This is a genomic window from Massilibacteroides sp. (assembly GCF_028705895.1).
Taxonomy (GTDB): Bacteria; Bacteroidota; Bacteroidia; order Bacteroidales; family Tannerellaceae; genus Massilibacteroides.
The window spans coordinates 65,058-79,786 of record NZ_JAQWCQ010000003.1 but is presented as its reverse complement, the minus strand read 5'-3'; the positions used below and the strand labels follow the sequence as shown (position 1 = coordinate 79,786).

12 protein-coding genes are annotated in these 14,729 nt (G+C 39.7%); 7 read left to right on the top strand and 5 right to left on the bottom strand.

Annotation, left to right across the window (positions count from 1 at the left end):
* Window positions 1-87: 87 nt before the first annotated feature.
* Window positions 88-1,329, top strand: coding sequence for a hypothetical protein (locus PHT93_RS01500; protein ID WP_300238613.1), 1,242 nt, complete (start codon window positions 88-90; stop codon window positions 1,327-1,329).
* A gap of 12 nt (window positions 1,330-1,341) precedes the next feature.
* Here PHT93_RS01500 and PHT93_RS01495 read toward each other — a convergent pair whose 3' ends face one another.
* The 3 genes from PHT93_RS01495 to nadB form a co-directional block, all read right to left on the bottom strand.
* Window positions 1,342-3,069: a S41 family peptidase gene (locus PHT93_RS01495; RefSeq protein ID WP_300238609.1), complete on the bottom strand. Its 1,728-nt coding sequence runs from the start codon at window positions 3,067-3,069 to the stop codon at window positions 1,342-1,344.
* A gap of 51 nt (window positions 3,070-3,120) precedes the next feature.
* Entirely contained in the window at window positions 3,121-4,338 is a 1,218-nt protein-coding gene (locus tag PHT93_RS01490; RefSeq protein ID WP_300238607.1) for a GNAT family N-acetyltransferase, read from the bottom strand.
* A 146-nt stretch (window positions 4,339-4,484) separates the two neighbouring features.
* Window positions 4,485-6,062, bottom strand: a complete 1,578-nt coding sequence (gene nadB, locus PHT93_RS01485) for an L-aspartate oxidase (RefSeq protein WP_300238605.1) — start codon at window positions 6,060-6,062, stop codon at window positions 4,485-4,487.
* A 153-nt stretch (window positions 6,063-6,215) separates the two neighbouring features.
* Here nadB and PHT93_RS01480 point away from each other — a divergent pair, with 153 nt between their 5' ends.
* The 6 genes from PHT93_RS01480 to tyrS all read left to right on the top strand — a co-directional run bounded on the left by PHT93_RS01480 (window position 6,216) and on the right by tyrS (window position 10,317).
* On the top strand, window positions 6,216-6,947 hold the full coding sequence (locus PHT93_RS01480) for a DUF4271 domain-containing protein (protein ID WP_300238603.1): 732 nt from the start codon (window positions 6,216-6,218) through the stop codon (window positions 6,945-6,947).
* Complete coding sequence (locus tag PHT93_RS01475) at window positions 6,944-7,702, top strand: uroporphyrinogen-III synthase (protein ID WP_300238679.1); 759 nt, start codon at window positions 6,944-6,946, stop codon at window positions 7,700-7,702. The genes PHT93_RS01480 and PHT93_RS01475 overlap by 4 nt, the downstream gene beginning before the upstream one ends.
* Entirely contained in the window at window positions 7,702-8,094 is a 393-nt protein-coding gene (rnpA, locus tag PHT93_RS01470) for a ribonuclease P protein component (RefSeq protein ID WP_300238601.1), read from the top strand. Before PHT93_RS01475 ends, rnpA begins: the two co-directional genes overlap by 1 nt.
* Window positions 8,091-8,312: a membrane protein insertion efficiency factor YidD gene (gene yidD, locus PHT93_RS01465; protein WP_300238598.1), complete on the top strand. Its 222-nt coding sequence runs from the start codon at window positions 8,091-8,093 to the stop codon at window positions 8,310-8,312. The genes rnpA and yidD overlap by 4 nt, the downstream gene beginning before the upstream one ends.
* 3 nt (window positions 8,313-8,315) lie before the next feature.
* Window positions 8,316-8,957, top strand: coding sequence for a TatD family hydrolase (locus tag PHT93_RS01460; RefSeq protein WP_300238595.1), 642 nt, complete (start codon window positions 8,316-8,318; stop codon window positions 8,955-8,957).
* A gap of 67 nt (window positions 8,958-9,024) precedes the next feature.
* On the top strand, window positions 9,025-10,317 hold the full coding sequence (gene tyrS / locus PHT93_RS01455) for a tyrosine--tRNA ligase (RefSeq protein ID WP_300238592.1): 1,293 nt from the start codon (window positions 9,025-9,027) through the stop codon (window positions 10,315-10,317).
* A gap of 209 nt (window positions 10,318-10,526) precedes the next feature.
* Here tyrS and PHT93_RS01450 read toward each other — a convergent pair whose 3' ends face one another.
* Both PHT93_RS01450 and PHT93_RS01445 read right to left on the bottom strand, forming a co-directional pair.
* A complete protein-coding gene (locus PHT93_RS01450; protein ID WP_300238590.1) occupies window positions 10,527-13,247 on the bottom strand; it encodes a prolyl oligopeptidase family serine peptidase in 2,721 nt (906 codons plus the stop codon).
* 311 nt (window positions 13,248-13,558) lie between these two features.
* Entirely contained in the window at window positions 13,559-14,725 is a 1,167-nt protein-coding gene (locus PHT93_RS01445; protein WP_300238588.1) for a glycoside hydrolase family 130 protein, read from the bottom strand.
* Window positions 14,726-14,729 lie beyond the last annotated feature (4 nt).

The following is a 14,729-nucleotide window of genomic DNA, read 5'->3' as shown; positions in this document are numbered from 1 at the left end:
TCTTAATAAAATCTTCATAATTTCTTCATCCAAATATATAGATGAAATGTTTTATTTGTAGATTAACATAAAGTCAACAATAAAACAATGAGAAAAGAATTATTAATATGTATAGCCTTTGTTTTGGCTATTTTGTTTCCTTGTAAAATATACGCTCAGTTTGGGGGATTGTTAAATAAGGCTGTGGAGAAATTAGCCGGGAAAGTGGTGGAAAAAAGTCTTCCCGAAAAGAATGAAGCAAATGGATCGATAATTGACTCAGATAGTATTGATGATGAAGATATTGAGAATTTGTTGAATAAAAACATGGCCGACAGAGAAATTAAATTCCCTGAAACCGGGAAAAAGGTCAATGCGGCAATTCTGGAGTATGGCTATAATCTCGAAAAGGATATTGAAACATTAGCGGCACATCCGAACGGGAAAAAACTGGCTGCAGAATGTCGGAAGTATGGTTTGTCCGGAAGTGATAAAGAAGTGATAGCAGCTTACTTGGAGAATCCCCAGTTAATTGCTAAAATGTCGGCAAAAGCGGAAGAAGAAAGTGAAGAAGATTACGATATTAGTGATAATTTAAAGTTGTCGCCAGCCATGTTGGTGAAAGCTTTTGTTGGAACGTTTATTTATACTTACACACCCAACTATACAAGAGTAGAGTTGCAAAAGGAAGAACAACCGAACTCCATTATGCAAATGATAGGATCTTCCGTTGTTATTCTTGATATGGAAGCTAATGTCTCATATTCGCTAATAAATACTTTTGGCGTAAAGGCCGCGATAACCTCTCCTATAAATAATGAAACAAACGAACTTGGATTCTCTGACTATTTCCTTAAGCTATACAATACTCCGGATGCTAAAGTAAGCAAACGGACAGACAAATATTCCGCTTATAACTGTCAGGCCCATTTGATCGAAATCCCGGTTCGTGAAGGTAAAGACAAAGAAGGCAAGCCTGACCATACACTTCATTCATTCCATCAAATGCTTTCCGGGGATTTCTCTCCCGAATCAGAGAAAGTAACGTATTCCCCGGATGCTAAAATCTTTATAGAGGCCTTCTTTACCGAAGATTTAAAAAATAAATTACCCAAAGCAATTACCCAGAATATGAAACAGGCGCAAAAAACACCGGGAGTCATGGTTGCCTATAAGATCAAAGATGAAAAAGGCAATGAGGTGATTTATGAATTGAAGAAAATACTGTTTGACCAATTGGTTGATGAAGGACAGTTTATCATACCCACAGGATACGAAAAAATGACGGATGAACAATTTCAGGAAAAATTAAAGTCTCAATTCAGTATTGGCAATCTGCTTAAACGATAGCCTCCACCTATCTTATGTTTTACCGTTTACTTTCCAGATAATTTCCAAGGCCTTCTCCAGCAACTCGTCCCTCCCTTCAATAATACCTTGAATGGTGGGGAGAAGTTGGATGTCGGGGACTATCCCGATTTGTTGGGTTTCTGTCTTATCTGGATAATATACGCCGATTCCGCTTATCCAAGAATTAATACCTCCGGGTAAAACGATTGTTGATACATTGCCGTCTGCTCCGGCTGTTGTAGAACCGACTACGGTCGTGTTTGGAGCTGCTCTGAATGCCATTGTAGTGTATTCTGCCTGACTTTGTGTGGTCTCATTTATTAAAATGACAATTTTTCCCTTATAATAATCGGGATTCTTTTTCCCTACTGAGAGTGATTCTGTAAAAGTAAATAGTCCCGGAATTTTTACGCTGCCATGAGTGAATCGTGCAAAAGGGGTTGCCTCAGGCATCAATTTCTCTCCTAAAGAAAAAACAATAAAATCAGAAGGATAACATCTGAGATCGATGATGAGCCCTTTGGTGTCTTTAACCTTATTCCATAATTCGTGGATTTCTCCTCTTTTTAATGAACCGGGAAATAGATAAGCTATGTCATTCTGTAACAACTTGAAACTCGTGTCGCTCGTTGAAAGAAAATGGGCATTAATCTCGTTCGACTTGTATGTTGTCAATGTTACTTTATTATGAAGATTATTTCTTATATATTCCACATCAATACTTTGAGCGTTAGTTCGCAATAAATCTTGTGCTATATTCCTTAGTTGAGTTGGATAATTTGAAGCGGGCGTGAATGGTAACCTTTCTTCAATGATTGTTTCAATTGTCTTTCCGCTTATTTCGGTTAATATATCACCAATTTGTAAGCCTGTGTGTTTTCCATATCCTTCATTGTAAAATCCTGTAACAACGGCCTTGTTTTCTATGAATCGTATTCGTGGAGCAGCATAGAAACCCCCTTTATACTTTTCTACCTCATAATTATTCATCACAGTAGCATGCGTATCATGAATATGGGCGATAAGAGCCAGTGTTGTCAGTGCATATTTTGTTTCATCATTTGCCTTGATAAATTGAGGAATAAACTCTTCGAGTACATCTTTCCAGTCTTGTTCGATCAGGTTTTTGTATGGAAAATAATATTGTATTGAATTCCAATACCTAAATAAGGAAAGAAGCCGGTATCCCATGTCTGAAATTATTGCATTTTCATACGCTTTTTCGTTTGTAAATTGAGGATTTTTGACTCCCGGGACAAACTGTATATAATGATGACTATCTTTTCGTTTAGCACGTCTTATATCGTTTAGTTTTTTTACTAATTCTTTTGAAAAACCAGATTGATTGATCCAATCCAGATCCGGCTTAATCTTAATCTTATCATCCGGTTGATTATCAGTCTTTTCTGTCTTAAATTTCCCAAGCAGATCAATCCATTCAGAAAAAATCTTGTCTTTTTCCTTTCGGCTGTTCTTATCTATAACTTTAGGGATAATCCGAAATAATTCATAATCCCAATTATATGCTCCCTCAGCTATGGCTGGATGGTGGTATTTTAGAAATCCCCAGATTAGTCCGACCTCTTTAAGCGTGTTTATATTATCCGAGTTAATTGCTATCTCAGAAATTTGTGAACTATAATCAAATTCATTATCGGACGAAGGTGTCTGATTCCTTGAACAGGAGATGTTCAGAATAGCAAGTGTGATAATAAACACAAAACAACAAACGCGTTTCATAATAATTAGATTTGTGATTCAATTATAAAACGCTAAGTATAAGCTTTTATTCTAAAAGTAATCCGAAAAGAAAGGAGTCTCGTTCGGAATAATGTTTTCCAACATCTTTAGTGTTTTTGCATCTGTTTGGAGATGTTCTACTTTATAGAAGTAAGACGGACGACGGAAACTCATCAGCATGGCGGTTAAAGTCTGGATGGTTAATTTTACTGACCTACCTGTCTTTTCACGAGAGATCTCAATCTTACCATCTTTTGTCCAGCTTACTCCAAAGACTCCACAATTCCAATCTGCTATCGGATCGGTGACAACAAAGTGGAACGCCCGTCCTTTCATGGCAAAGGGATATTCTTTCAGAAAAGCCTCTACATCCACAATCCGTCCCATAAAATAGGGTTCGATGGATTCTACTATCTGGCTGTCTTGCAATAAATAAGCTATGGGTTCATTCTTATAGTCGTGCCCTTCTAATTTGTCTATCATGGAATCGTGAGCATGAATAAAGTTCCACAATCCTCTCCGGGCTTCTTGATTGAGATAGATAAATTCCTTGATGTGAAACACATCGTCCTCAATCCAATACATAATATAACCCATTGGTTGGTTGTCGCCATCATAATAGACAGCAGCATTTCGTTCGTCTTCATTCTCCCAACGCCAGTATTCGTCCCATTCTAATTTTTCCCGGATCATAGCGCCATGATTACTTCTTGCAAAACGATCATAAGTGTCTATCACGTCTTTGTCATCAATCGGCACACGTTCAACATAGCCGGGTAAATTAGGATAAGTCGGTATCTGTGTGTCTTTTAATGTAAAAGTAAGGTGTTCAGAGATAATTTCCCAGCCTTTGCGCCGATAGTAAGCAATAGAATAGGGATAGAGATAAGAAATCCATTGTTTCTTCTCACGCATTTTGTTGAGCCCTACTTTAATAAGTTCATTCATCAGCCCCATATTCGTATATTCCGGGTATGTCCCTACACCGGTGAGCCCTCCCATCTTGAAGAGCTTGCCATGTATATTCACAATACAGGGATAAATACAGATTTGTGAAATAAGTCGCTCTCCGTTGAACCAACCCAGTACTTCCGACTTCTGCAGTACCGGGCGTTTCGCTCGGACTATTTCACCATCTTCATAACCACTCTCTTCTAATTCCTGATTGGTTACTTGAAAAACATAGCGCAACAGTTCGTTGTACTGATCTAAGTATTTAATGCTAACCGGTTTTAATACTAATTGCTCCCGTAATTTATGGCCTTGCATGATTCTTTGTAAATTCACTGCAAATGTATCATTATTTTGATACCGATGTTCTCAGAAGGTTTTCTAATTTATACCTACCTCTAAACAAATTTATACCTACCTCTAAATGTGATTAGACCTACCTCTAAATTTTGATGGATCGGGACTTACTTCTTTGTCTCAACCGGAGGATAATCCAGCGTATAATGCAACCCTCTGCTTTCTTTGCGTTCGATGGCCTGACGCATGATCAGGTAACCGGTGTTGACCATGTTGCGGAGTTCACAGATGTCTTTTGAGGCGACGGAGCGTTTGAAGAGGCTTTCTGTTTCTTCGTAGATAATGTCTAATCTGTTCCATGCGCGTTTCAGACGAATATCCGAACGCACAATTCCGACATAGGTACTCATAATCTGTCCAACCTCCTTGATGCTTTGCGTGATAAGTACTAATTCTTCCGGAGAACTTGTGCCTTCGTCATTCCACTCGGGAATGTTTTCCTGATATGAAAGGCTGTTTAATATGGAGCTGCTGTGCTTCGCTGCCGCATCGGCATAAACGACGGCTTCGATCAGTGAGTTTGATGCTAAACGGTTACCACCGTGCAAACCTGTACAGGAACATTCTCCTACCGCATAGAGTCGGCTGATGGATGAGCGTGCATCCAGATCTACTTTTATTCCTCCACAGAGGTAATGGGCAGCCGGTGCAACAGGTATATATTCACGCGTTATATCAATACCGATTTCAAGGCATTTTTTATAAATGTTGGGAAAATGTTTCTTCGTTTCCTCTGCGTCTTTGTGTGTAACGTCCAAATAGACATGTTCATCTCCCTGGTTTTTCATTTCGTTGTCTATCGCCCGAGCAACAATATCTCTTGGAGCAAGTGATAAACGAGAGTCGTATTTCTGCATGAACTCTTTTCCGTCTTTTGTGCGAAGTACCCCTCCGTATCCACGCATCGCTTCGGTAATAAGAAAAGAGGGGCGGTCTCCCGGATGATAAAGCGCAGTTGGGTGGAATTGAACAAATTCCATATCTTTCACGGTTCCTTTAGCACGATACACCATCGCAATCCCATCCCCTGTTGCTACCATTGGATTTGTGGTGGTCTGATAGATTGCACCTATACCGCCTGTTGCCATCAAGGTGATTTTGGATAGAAATGTATCTATTTTACCCGTCGTCATGTCCATCACATAAGCGCCGTAGCATTCGATGTCCGGAGTCTGGCGAGTCACTGTTACGCCTAAATGGTGTTGTGTTAAAATCTCTATCGTGAAATGATTCTCGTAGATGTCAATATTCGGATGCTTCTGTACGGCTTTGATCAAGCTGTCCTGTATCTCTGCTCCGGTATTATCTTTATGATGTAGTATTCGGAATTCGGAGTGTCCCCCTTCCCGATGGAGGTCAAAATTACCTTTGTCATCTTTGTCAAAATCAACTCCCCAGCTAATCAACTCCTTTATCTGTGCAGGAGCATTACGAACTACTTTCTCTACAGCTTCACGACTGCTAAGCTGATCTCCCGCAATCATGGTATCTTCAATGTGTTTCTCGAAATTATCTGTGATCAGATTTGTAACCGATGCTATTCCGCCTTGCGCGAAATAGGTGTTTGCTTCTTCCAGATTTGTTTTTGATATTAAGGCAACTGTTCCTTTACCTGCTACTTTCAGCGCAAAACTCATTCCCGCAATTCCTGAACCGATTACTAAGAAATCATATCTTTTTATCATCACTTACTTTGTTTAGACTTACAAAAATAAAAATTAAAACAGTTCGATAGCTCATATAAAACAAAATATGATGAAAGATCATATGGTAATAAAGATAAACTACTCTTGAAATTTTCCATATCTTTGCGCTTGAAAAAGAGGGTGATATAAGGCATGAATGATTTGTTTGAAGGATATGTAGGGATTCGTTTATGGGACGGACAGGTGTTGAATGATTTATTATTCACGCTGATTTTCTTTGCCCTGCTTCTCTTTGCTCTGGCCTTTCGCTTTAATTATCGGGCTTTTCTTACCATGCTGAAAGATGTTTTCTATCTGAAAGAACGACAAAGCCTTTTTGAAAAACGCGTAGTACCTGATTCCTATTTCCGTTTCTTTATGATTTTGCAGACGCTTTTTCTTTGTTCTCTTTTTCTCTTCTCCTATTTTTATTCTAAGAATTATCTCACCTTTGATTTGACCGGCAAGAATATACTTTTGTGTATCGGAGGTGTTTTTGGGGTTGTTGTTCTGTTCTTTTTTTTCAAATGGCTTTTATACGCGATAACCGGTGTTATATTTTCGGATGTACAAAAATATAGACTTTGGCAAAATAGTTATATTGCAATTATGGGAACTTGGGGTATTCTGCTCTATATTCCGGTTGTATGGCTCTCGCTCTGGGGAAAATATCCAATAGTACCCATTGTTTTGTTCGTTATTTCGTATTTTTTGTGTCGTTTTGCAATTATTGTAAAGACATTACGGATATTTCACAAGAAAAACACAGGTTTATTATATATAAGTTTGTACCTTTGCGCCCAAGAAATTTTACCTCTGGTATTTTTGTACGAAGGTATGGTTTATTTGTATAACTTTATCAAGACAAGTACTTTATGGCATTGAGTATAAAGAAAGTATTAGTATCGCAACCCCGCCCTACGACCGAAAAATCACCCTATTTTGATATTGCAGAAAAATATGGAGTAGAAATAGATTTTCGTCCTTTCATTAAAGTAGAACCGTTAAGCTCTAAAGAGTTCAGACAACAAAAAGTATCCATTTTAGATTATTCTGCTGTTATTTTTACAGCACGTACTGCTATTGATCATTTCTTCCATTTATGTGAAGAATTGAGGGTCACTGTTCCTGAGACGATGAAATATTTCTGTATGACAGAAGCAATTGCTGTTTATCTGCAGAAATATATTGTCTTTCGTAAACGTAAGATATTTTATGGTCAGACAGGGAAAATGGATGAGCTTGTTACAATTATTGGCAAGCATGCAAAAGAAAAGTATTTTATTCCTGTATCTGACGTGCACAAAGATGATTTGATGCGGATGCTGGAAACTAAAAAAATAAACTTTACTAAAGCGGTAATGTACCGTACGGTGAGTAATGATTTTGCAAAAGATGAAGCATTTGATTACGACATGCTTGTCTTCTTTAGTCCGTCCGGAATTACCTCCTTGTTGAAAAACTTTCCGGATTTCAAACAGGATGATATAAAAATCGGATGTTTCGGGCCCACTACAGCCAAAGCTGTTAAAGAAGCAGGTTTGAGATTAGATGTGGAAGCTCCTTCGCCTGAAGCGCCATCAATGACGGCTGCTTTGGAATTATTCCTGAAGAAAGAGTTGAGCGATAAAAAGAAATAATGACAGATAAGAATAGGTTTACTCTATCGAAAGAGGAACGCCTGTCATGGAAACGCTACATTGACTTGTTGTTTGAAAAAGGACAGTCGTTTGTAGCGTTTCCATTACGGGTTATCTACTTAACTGTCGAGCCGGAAATGCCCGCCACTTCTTCGATTCTTATCAGCGTATCAAAGAAGAAATTCAAACGGGCGGTAAAGCGTAACAAAGTCAAACGGCAAATAAGAGAAGCCTATCGGCTTCAAAAGCCGGAATTGATTACCTTTCTCAAAGACAGAGATAAAAATCTGTTGATTGCTTTTCTCTATTTAGATAAGGAGATTCATCCTCATACCACAATAGAAAAAGCTATGCGGAAAACGATCGGACTATTAATGGAGAATATAAAATGAAACGTTTCTTTACGGCAGTCCTTCTTTTGCCGGTTTACTTTTATAAATATTGCATTTCTCCTTACACGCCTCCTTCCTGTAGATATACGCCTACCTGTTCGGAATATGCTGTGCAGGCGTTGAAAAAACATGGACCGATTAAGGGCTTGTATTTAGCAACGAAGCGTATCCTAAGTTGTCACCCTTGGGGTGGTAGTGGTTATGATCCTGTACCCTAAGATATGACATACTGCGATATACATACCCATAAGACGCAGATCTCGTCTGATGATAGAATCGTTATTGTCAATAAGATTGTGGATATGCAGCGGTCGCAATGTTTCTTGCCTGGTTGCCTATATTCGTACGGCATTCATCCTTGGTATATAACGGACTTTGAGATGCAATATCTTTTACTCACAGAAGCCGTATTACATCCTTCTGTTGTCGCGATAGGAGAGGCCGGATTAGATAAACAGGCCGAAAAGCCTATCGGTGAACAAGTAAGAGTGTTTTCTGAACAGGCAAAACTTGCAGCAGAGATGGGTAAGCCGCTTGTGATCCACTGCGTAAAAGCGTGGGACGAGCTATTGGCCGTCAGAAAAGATTTTTCTTCCTCTGATATCTGGGTAATACATGGTTTTCGTGGTAACAGACAACTTGCAGAGCAACTTATCAGAAAAGGGCTTCGGCTTTCTTTTGGTGAAAAATTCAATCCTGAAGCGTTACGTGTGGCATGGCCGGATTATCTTTTTCTTGAAACAGATGAATCCGATAAACAAATTGAGGAGATCTATCGCCTTGCGGCAGATTCGTTAGATATCTCTATAGACTTATTAGCCTTAACATTAAGACGAAACGTTAAGGAAGTCTTTTCTGTTTGATTCTAAAAATAAGTCGTACCTTTGTTTTCTGAATTTAAAGAAACAAGAACACAGAATAAATAATACGATGAATTTTGTAGAAGAATTAAGATGGAGAGGCATGATACACGATATGATGCCGGGTACAGAAGAACAGTTGCAGAAGGAAATGACATCGGCTTATGTTGGTATTGATCCTACAGCTGATTCGTTACATATCGGACACTTGGTCAGTGTAATGATGCTAAAACATTTTCAGCGTGCAGGACATCGTCCGATCGCTTTAGTTGGAGGTGCCACCGGTATGATTGGAGATCCTTCTCTTAAATCGGCTGAACGTAACCTTTTAGATGAGGCTACCCTGCGTCATAATCAGGATAGTATCAAAAAGCAATTGGCTAAATTTCTTGATTTTGATTCTGATGCTCCCAATTCGGCTAAGTTGGTAAACAATTACGACTGGATGAAGGACTACTCTTTTCTTAATTTTATTCGCGATATTGGTAAGCACTTAACGGTGAACTATATGATGGCGAAGGATTCAGTGAAGAAACGCTTGAGTAGTGAGTCAAATGTGGGCATGTCATTTACTGAATTTTCTTATCAGTTATTGCAGGGTTATGATTTCCTTTATTTATATGAACACGAGGGATGTCGTTTGCAAATGGGTGGTTCTGATCAATGGGGGAATATTACCACCGGAACGGAGCTGATCCGTCGTAAATTAGGAGGTGAGGCTTTTGCTTTAACATGTCCGTTAATCACGAAAGCAGACGGAGGAAAATTCGGAAAGACCGAATCCGGTAATGTTTGGTTGGACAGACGATATACATCCCCATATAAGTTTTATCAATTCTGGTTGAATGTGAGCGATGATGACGCTGCTAAATATATCAAAATATTCACCGCATTGTCACAAGAAGAAATTGCAACTCTTGAAGCAGAACAAGCTGCAGCTCCACATCTTCGTCCTCTGCAGAAACGATTGGCAAAAGAAGTAACCGTAATGGTTCACTCCATAGAAGATTATGACGCTGCTGTCGAAGCTTCTAATATTCTGTTTGGAAACTCTACTTCCGAAGCATTAAAAAAATTAGATGAAGAAACCTTGTTGGCCGTTTTTGATGGAGTTCCTCAGTTTGAGGTTTCTTTGGACGAACTAAAAACCGGAGTGAAAGCGTCCGATTTGTTCACAGAAAAAGCCTCTGTATTCCCCTCAAAAGGAGAAATGCGTAAACTTGTTCAAAGTGGCGGTGTAAGTGTAAATAAAGAAAAGCTGGCAGAAGCAGATGCTGTAATTACAGATGCCTCTTTACTTGATGAGAAATATTTGTTAGTACAACGCGGAAAGAAAAACTATTTTCTGCTTATTGCAAAATAACAAAACGACAACAAAATTTGCAAAGTTTAAATTTAGTTCTTACCTTTGCATCGCTTTAATGAAAGCGTCGGATTGTCTCATGGTGTAATGGTAGCACTACAGTTTTTGGTTCTGTCTGTCGAGGTTCGAATCCTCGTGAGACAACAGAAAAAAGAAACCTCTTATTATCGATCGGATAATAAGAGGTTTCTTTTTTTAGGTAAGCGTTGTTAGTATCCTAATTCATATGGCTGATCTACGGCCTTTACTCCTTCCTTCATCCATTTTGGCATAGCCTCTCCTTTCAGATAGTGATTAAAGAACTGGAACATCCGTTTCTGGAAATCAATACGGTTTGCCATTCGCATTGGCCAATGTGGTTCACCTGTATAGTTTAGTAACCATACCGGTTTTTGTAAGCGCTTTAATGCTACAAAATATTCGATTCCCTGATACCAGGGTACATGTCCGTCGGCATCGTTGTGCATAATCAGGATCGGAGTGTTTACTTTATCCATCGTGAAGAGCGGAGAGTTTGTTTCGTAGCGCAGAGGTGCATCCCATGGCGTTCCATCAATACGACTTTGTCCGTGTTCGTATTGGAAAGAGCGATTTAGCCCTGTTCCCCAGCGGATACCACCGTAGGCGCTGAACATATTGACAACCGGAGCACCACTTTCTATTGCAGCAAAAAGATTGGTTCGTGTTGCTAAATAAGCAACCTGATAACCTCCCCAGCTATGCCCTTGCGCTGCGATTGCCTTTTCATTAATATATCCTTTGGCAATAAGGGATGCTATACCGGGCATTACGCTATTGAAACAACTTTCTCCGGGGTAACCATCTTCATAGCGGATATCCGGATTGAAGATGATATACTCGTTGCTGTTATACAGGCGATAGTCAACCGTAGAACGATGTGGCTCCGGCGTGCGGTAATTATACAGAGTTTCCGAATTTCGTTCATAGAAATTGACGATAAGCGGGTATTTCTTGTTCGGGTTAAAATTCGCCGGTTTGTATATCACACCCTCTAATACTTTTCCGTCCAACGAAGTCCACGAAGTCAGTTCCGCCGTTCCCCAAAGGATACTGTCTTGTTGGTTCCCTAAGCTTGTTAGCTGTACAGGATTCTGGAAACGTAGATTTGAGTACATAATCTCGGGGTAACGCTCGAATGTTTCAGTCGTATAGATAATCGCGTCTGAATCTTTAGCTTTCTCTTTAAAGCCAACTTTAAATTCACTCGTTAGCAGCGCTTTCGGAATACCTGCTTTCTTAAGATTAGCAGAATAGAAACCTGAAGCCTTCGTCTTCTCGTTGAACCCGATTAATAATTGAGGTTCATCCAATTTTACGTATTTTATATCCTTGTCGACTGGGCGTAGTTGATAACGCAAGCTCTCTTTCTTGCCGTTTACGGTTAAGTTTATGGGTGAGCCTGCCCCTGTGGGATCAAAACTCCAGATATCGTTCCTGTCATACAGTAGCAGAGACTTATCATCCTTGCTCCAGCCGGCAGACCCGTATGAACCGGGATAATCCGGAACATCATTGTCCGTATCCCATGCAGCGAATGTATCCGGTGTTGTAAGTCTGTATATTTTCTGACTGTTTAAATCTACTGTAAACCAAGAACTATCCGGTGCACTATACCAGAACCCATATTTTCCGGCCGGAGAGATACGAACCCTCGCTTCACTTGCCTGTAAAAGAGGAGTACGCGTTCCTGTCTGTATATCTACAATATAAATGTCTTGTTTGCTTTTACCTGTCCACATGCGCTCTGTGCCATAAGGATCAGAAGTAGAAGCTAACGCTAACGTTCCATTCTCCGGAAGCTGAAGATATGGCAGCTCTAATGTGCTAAGTTGGCTAACCTTACCTGAAGACAGATGATATGCAGCCGTATAAGTTTTACGTTCATTTTCTTTTTTGTCCACCGTCTGTTGCGTATATTGAACAGATTCATTCCAACTCCATACCTGCACATTCGGCCTGTTTTCATCCAATACGGTAGTATCCCGTTGACGAGGCTCCGGTGAGGTTCCAAAAAAAAGAAATTCCCCATTCTCTGAAAAACGAAGATCTCCGTTCTCACTGATAATCCATTTCTCCGGAATCGCTTCGTTTCCCGCTTCAACTATTCGTTTTGCCGGATCACAAGTTACAGACAAATAAAGCGCATACTTGTTTTCCTTACTATCAGCAGAATCCTTACTTAACGTATCCGCATATAAAAACGTCAGTTTATCACCCGGTTTGTTGAATGCGATCTGTTTGAAGTTGCCTTTTCCCTCTTTTATAAGCCTTTGCTTCGGCATCTTTGGTTGATAAACATAAAGTCCTGCTTTAGTTCCTAACGAATCACCACCTGTGATAAAATACATCACATCCCCTTCTTTCGCAAATCCATAATCCATTACAGCGGGAATGCTATCATTCATTTTTCCGTCCAAAGAACGAACATATAAAGTGGAGTCTTTTTTATCTCCCTGATGAAAAGCCATCCAATCGGAAACTTCAGAAAGCTTAGACTTCCGAATAGAGTCAAGAACCTCCTGCCTGCCATCCATGCTGACAAGTACTAACTTATCCAAAGGCATCTTATCCTTTTTTGTTTTCTTCAGTTTTAAAGCCTCTATTTCGGCTAAAGGTGTTTTCTTTTCCACAAGCAGATAATCCGAAGAAGTTGAAAACTTGACGAATCCTGCGGGAATAATCCGTGCCAATTCCTTACCAGATCTGTTAAACAGCAAAACAGTCGCATCACCCTGCCAAGGCTCATGCTTAACGGCAACAAATTTTCCATTATTCGATATACTACTCTGCGTTACCCGTTGCCAATCTACTAATTGCTCAGGTGTCAAAGCCCGATTTTTCTCCTGCGCTGAGACAAAAAATGCACTTAATAACAAACAAGAAGATATTGTCAGAATTCTAAAAACCATATACTTGATACTTAAATGTTGAAACAATATACAATATTACATTTTTTCAACGGATAAAATCTTATTCCCGCTACTCCTTCTTTCTTAATGTTAGGGGAATAAAAAACATTCTTCCTTTATTTTTCTTTTGAAATAAACGACTTAAAAAAATTAAAGGCGCCTGGAAACGAATGTTGAGGCGCTTCAACTTTCGTTTCCAAGCGCCTCAGCAAACAAGTTGAAGCGCCTCAAAAATTTTAGAACTACTATTAGCTTTGAAGTTCTTGGGTTTTTATAGTGGGCTCATCACTTTTTATATCAAAAGTCAAGTTTTATAATACAGGCAACGCATCACCCGGCGTTGTCTTGCTTGGGTCATAGACCGCTACCCCTACTTGAGAATCTGCACAGCCATAATATAAAAACCATTTTCCTTTAAAGAAAACTAATCCTTCAATAAAAACGGTACCGTCCACATATTGTCCGCTTTTTTCGAAAGAGGCCATTGGGCGAAAGAATGGAACATCTAAACGAGCGATCATCTTTGTCGGATCATTTTTGTCCATCAAAACCTGTCCGGCACAATATGCACCTGTCGTAAAGCGTTTATCGCTGTCTTCTGCTTTATTCGAATTTTTACCATTATACAACAGAAGAATTCCGTCTTTCGTTTTAACAGCAGGAGGGCCACATTCAGTAAGCGCACTATCAAAATATCCTTTACGAGGCTTTATAACATAGCTCAATTCGTTCTTGTCATTCAACAGAGGCGTCCAGTCTAACAGATCGTCCGACACAGCCATACAAACCTGATGTTCACCCCAGTACATGAAATAGCGTCCGTTAACTTTAGAAATTACTTGTTTTCCGTTCTTAATTTCAGTAACGATAGAACCAGACTTACAAGCCATATCCTTAAATCTGCCCTCATAAGCATCCTCGAATGCCGGACCGTGTTTTTCCCAGTTTTTTAAATCACGTGATGTTGCAATACAAAGGCGGGGAACCTGGCGATTCCATGACGTATAAGTCATCACATATAATCCATCTTCCGTTACACAAACCCGCGGATCTTCACATCCCCCCGGCCATTCGTATTCCTTCATATTATCCTCTGCAGGAAATAAGACCGGAAGCTTTCCCCTCTCCATATGTAGTCCATCACCAGATCGAGCCAATCCGATTCTGGAAGTACGTTTACCTATCCCTGTTGCCGAATTATCCTCAGCCCGATATAACACATACAAACTCTCTCCTATTACAGTTGCCGCCGGATTAAACGTATCGCTTTCTTCCCAACCGACAGAATCGTTCTGCATCGGACAGAAAAATTTTGTATTGGCATTCGGTGTAATCAATGGATTTACACCCTCAGGCCTTTCAAAGCCACCCAACGCCCATTCAGGTAAGTTATTAATGCTGTTATTTTCCGTTTTCGGATTACAAGCCAAAAGCAAAACAGGTGCCCATACACCTAAAAACCATTTCAAATTGTTCATTTCG

Coding starts and splice junctions, on each gene's coding strand:
- PHT93_RS01500 (WP_300238613.1), top strand. CDS start 88: ATGAGAAAAGAATTATTAATATGTATAGCCTTTGTTTTGGCTATTTTG.
- PHT93_RS01495 (WP_300238609.1), bottom strand. CDS start 3,069: ATGAAACGCGTTTGTTGTTTTGTGTTTATTATCACACTTGCTATTCTG.
- PHT93_RS01490 (WP_300238607.1), bottom strand. CDS start 4,338: ATGCAAGGCCATAAATTACGGGAGCAATTAGTATTAAAACCGGTTAGC.
- nadB (WP_300238605.1), bottom strand. CDS start 6,062: ATGATAAAAAGATATGATTTCTTAGTAATCGGTTCAGGAATTGCGGGA.
- PHT93_RS01480 (WP_300238603.1), top strand. CDS start 6,216: ATGAATGATTTGTTTGAAGGATATGTAGGGATTCGTTTATGGGACGGA.
- rnpA (WP_300238601.1), top strand. CDS start 7,702: ATGACAGATAAGAATAGGTTTACTCTATCGAAAGAGGAACGCCTGTCA.
- yidD (WP_300238598.1), top strand. CDS start 8,091: ATGAAACGTTTCTTTACGGCAGTCCTTCTTTTGCCGGTTTACTTTTAT.
- PHT93_RS01460 (WP_300238595.1), top strand. CDS start 8,316: ATGACATACTGCGATATACATACCCATAAGACGCAGATCTCGTCTGAT.
- tyrS (WP_300238592.1), top strand. CDS start 9,025: ATGAATTTTGTAGAAGAATTAAGATGGAGAGGCATGATACACGATATG.
- PHT93_RS01450 (WP_300238590.1), bottom strand. CDS start 13,247: ATGGTTTTTAGAATTCTGACAATATCTTCTTGTTTGTTATTAAGTGCA.
- PHT93_RS01445 (WP_300238588.1), bottom strand. CDS start 14,725: ATGAACAATTTGAAATGGTTTTTAGGTGTATGGGCACCTGTTTTGCTT.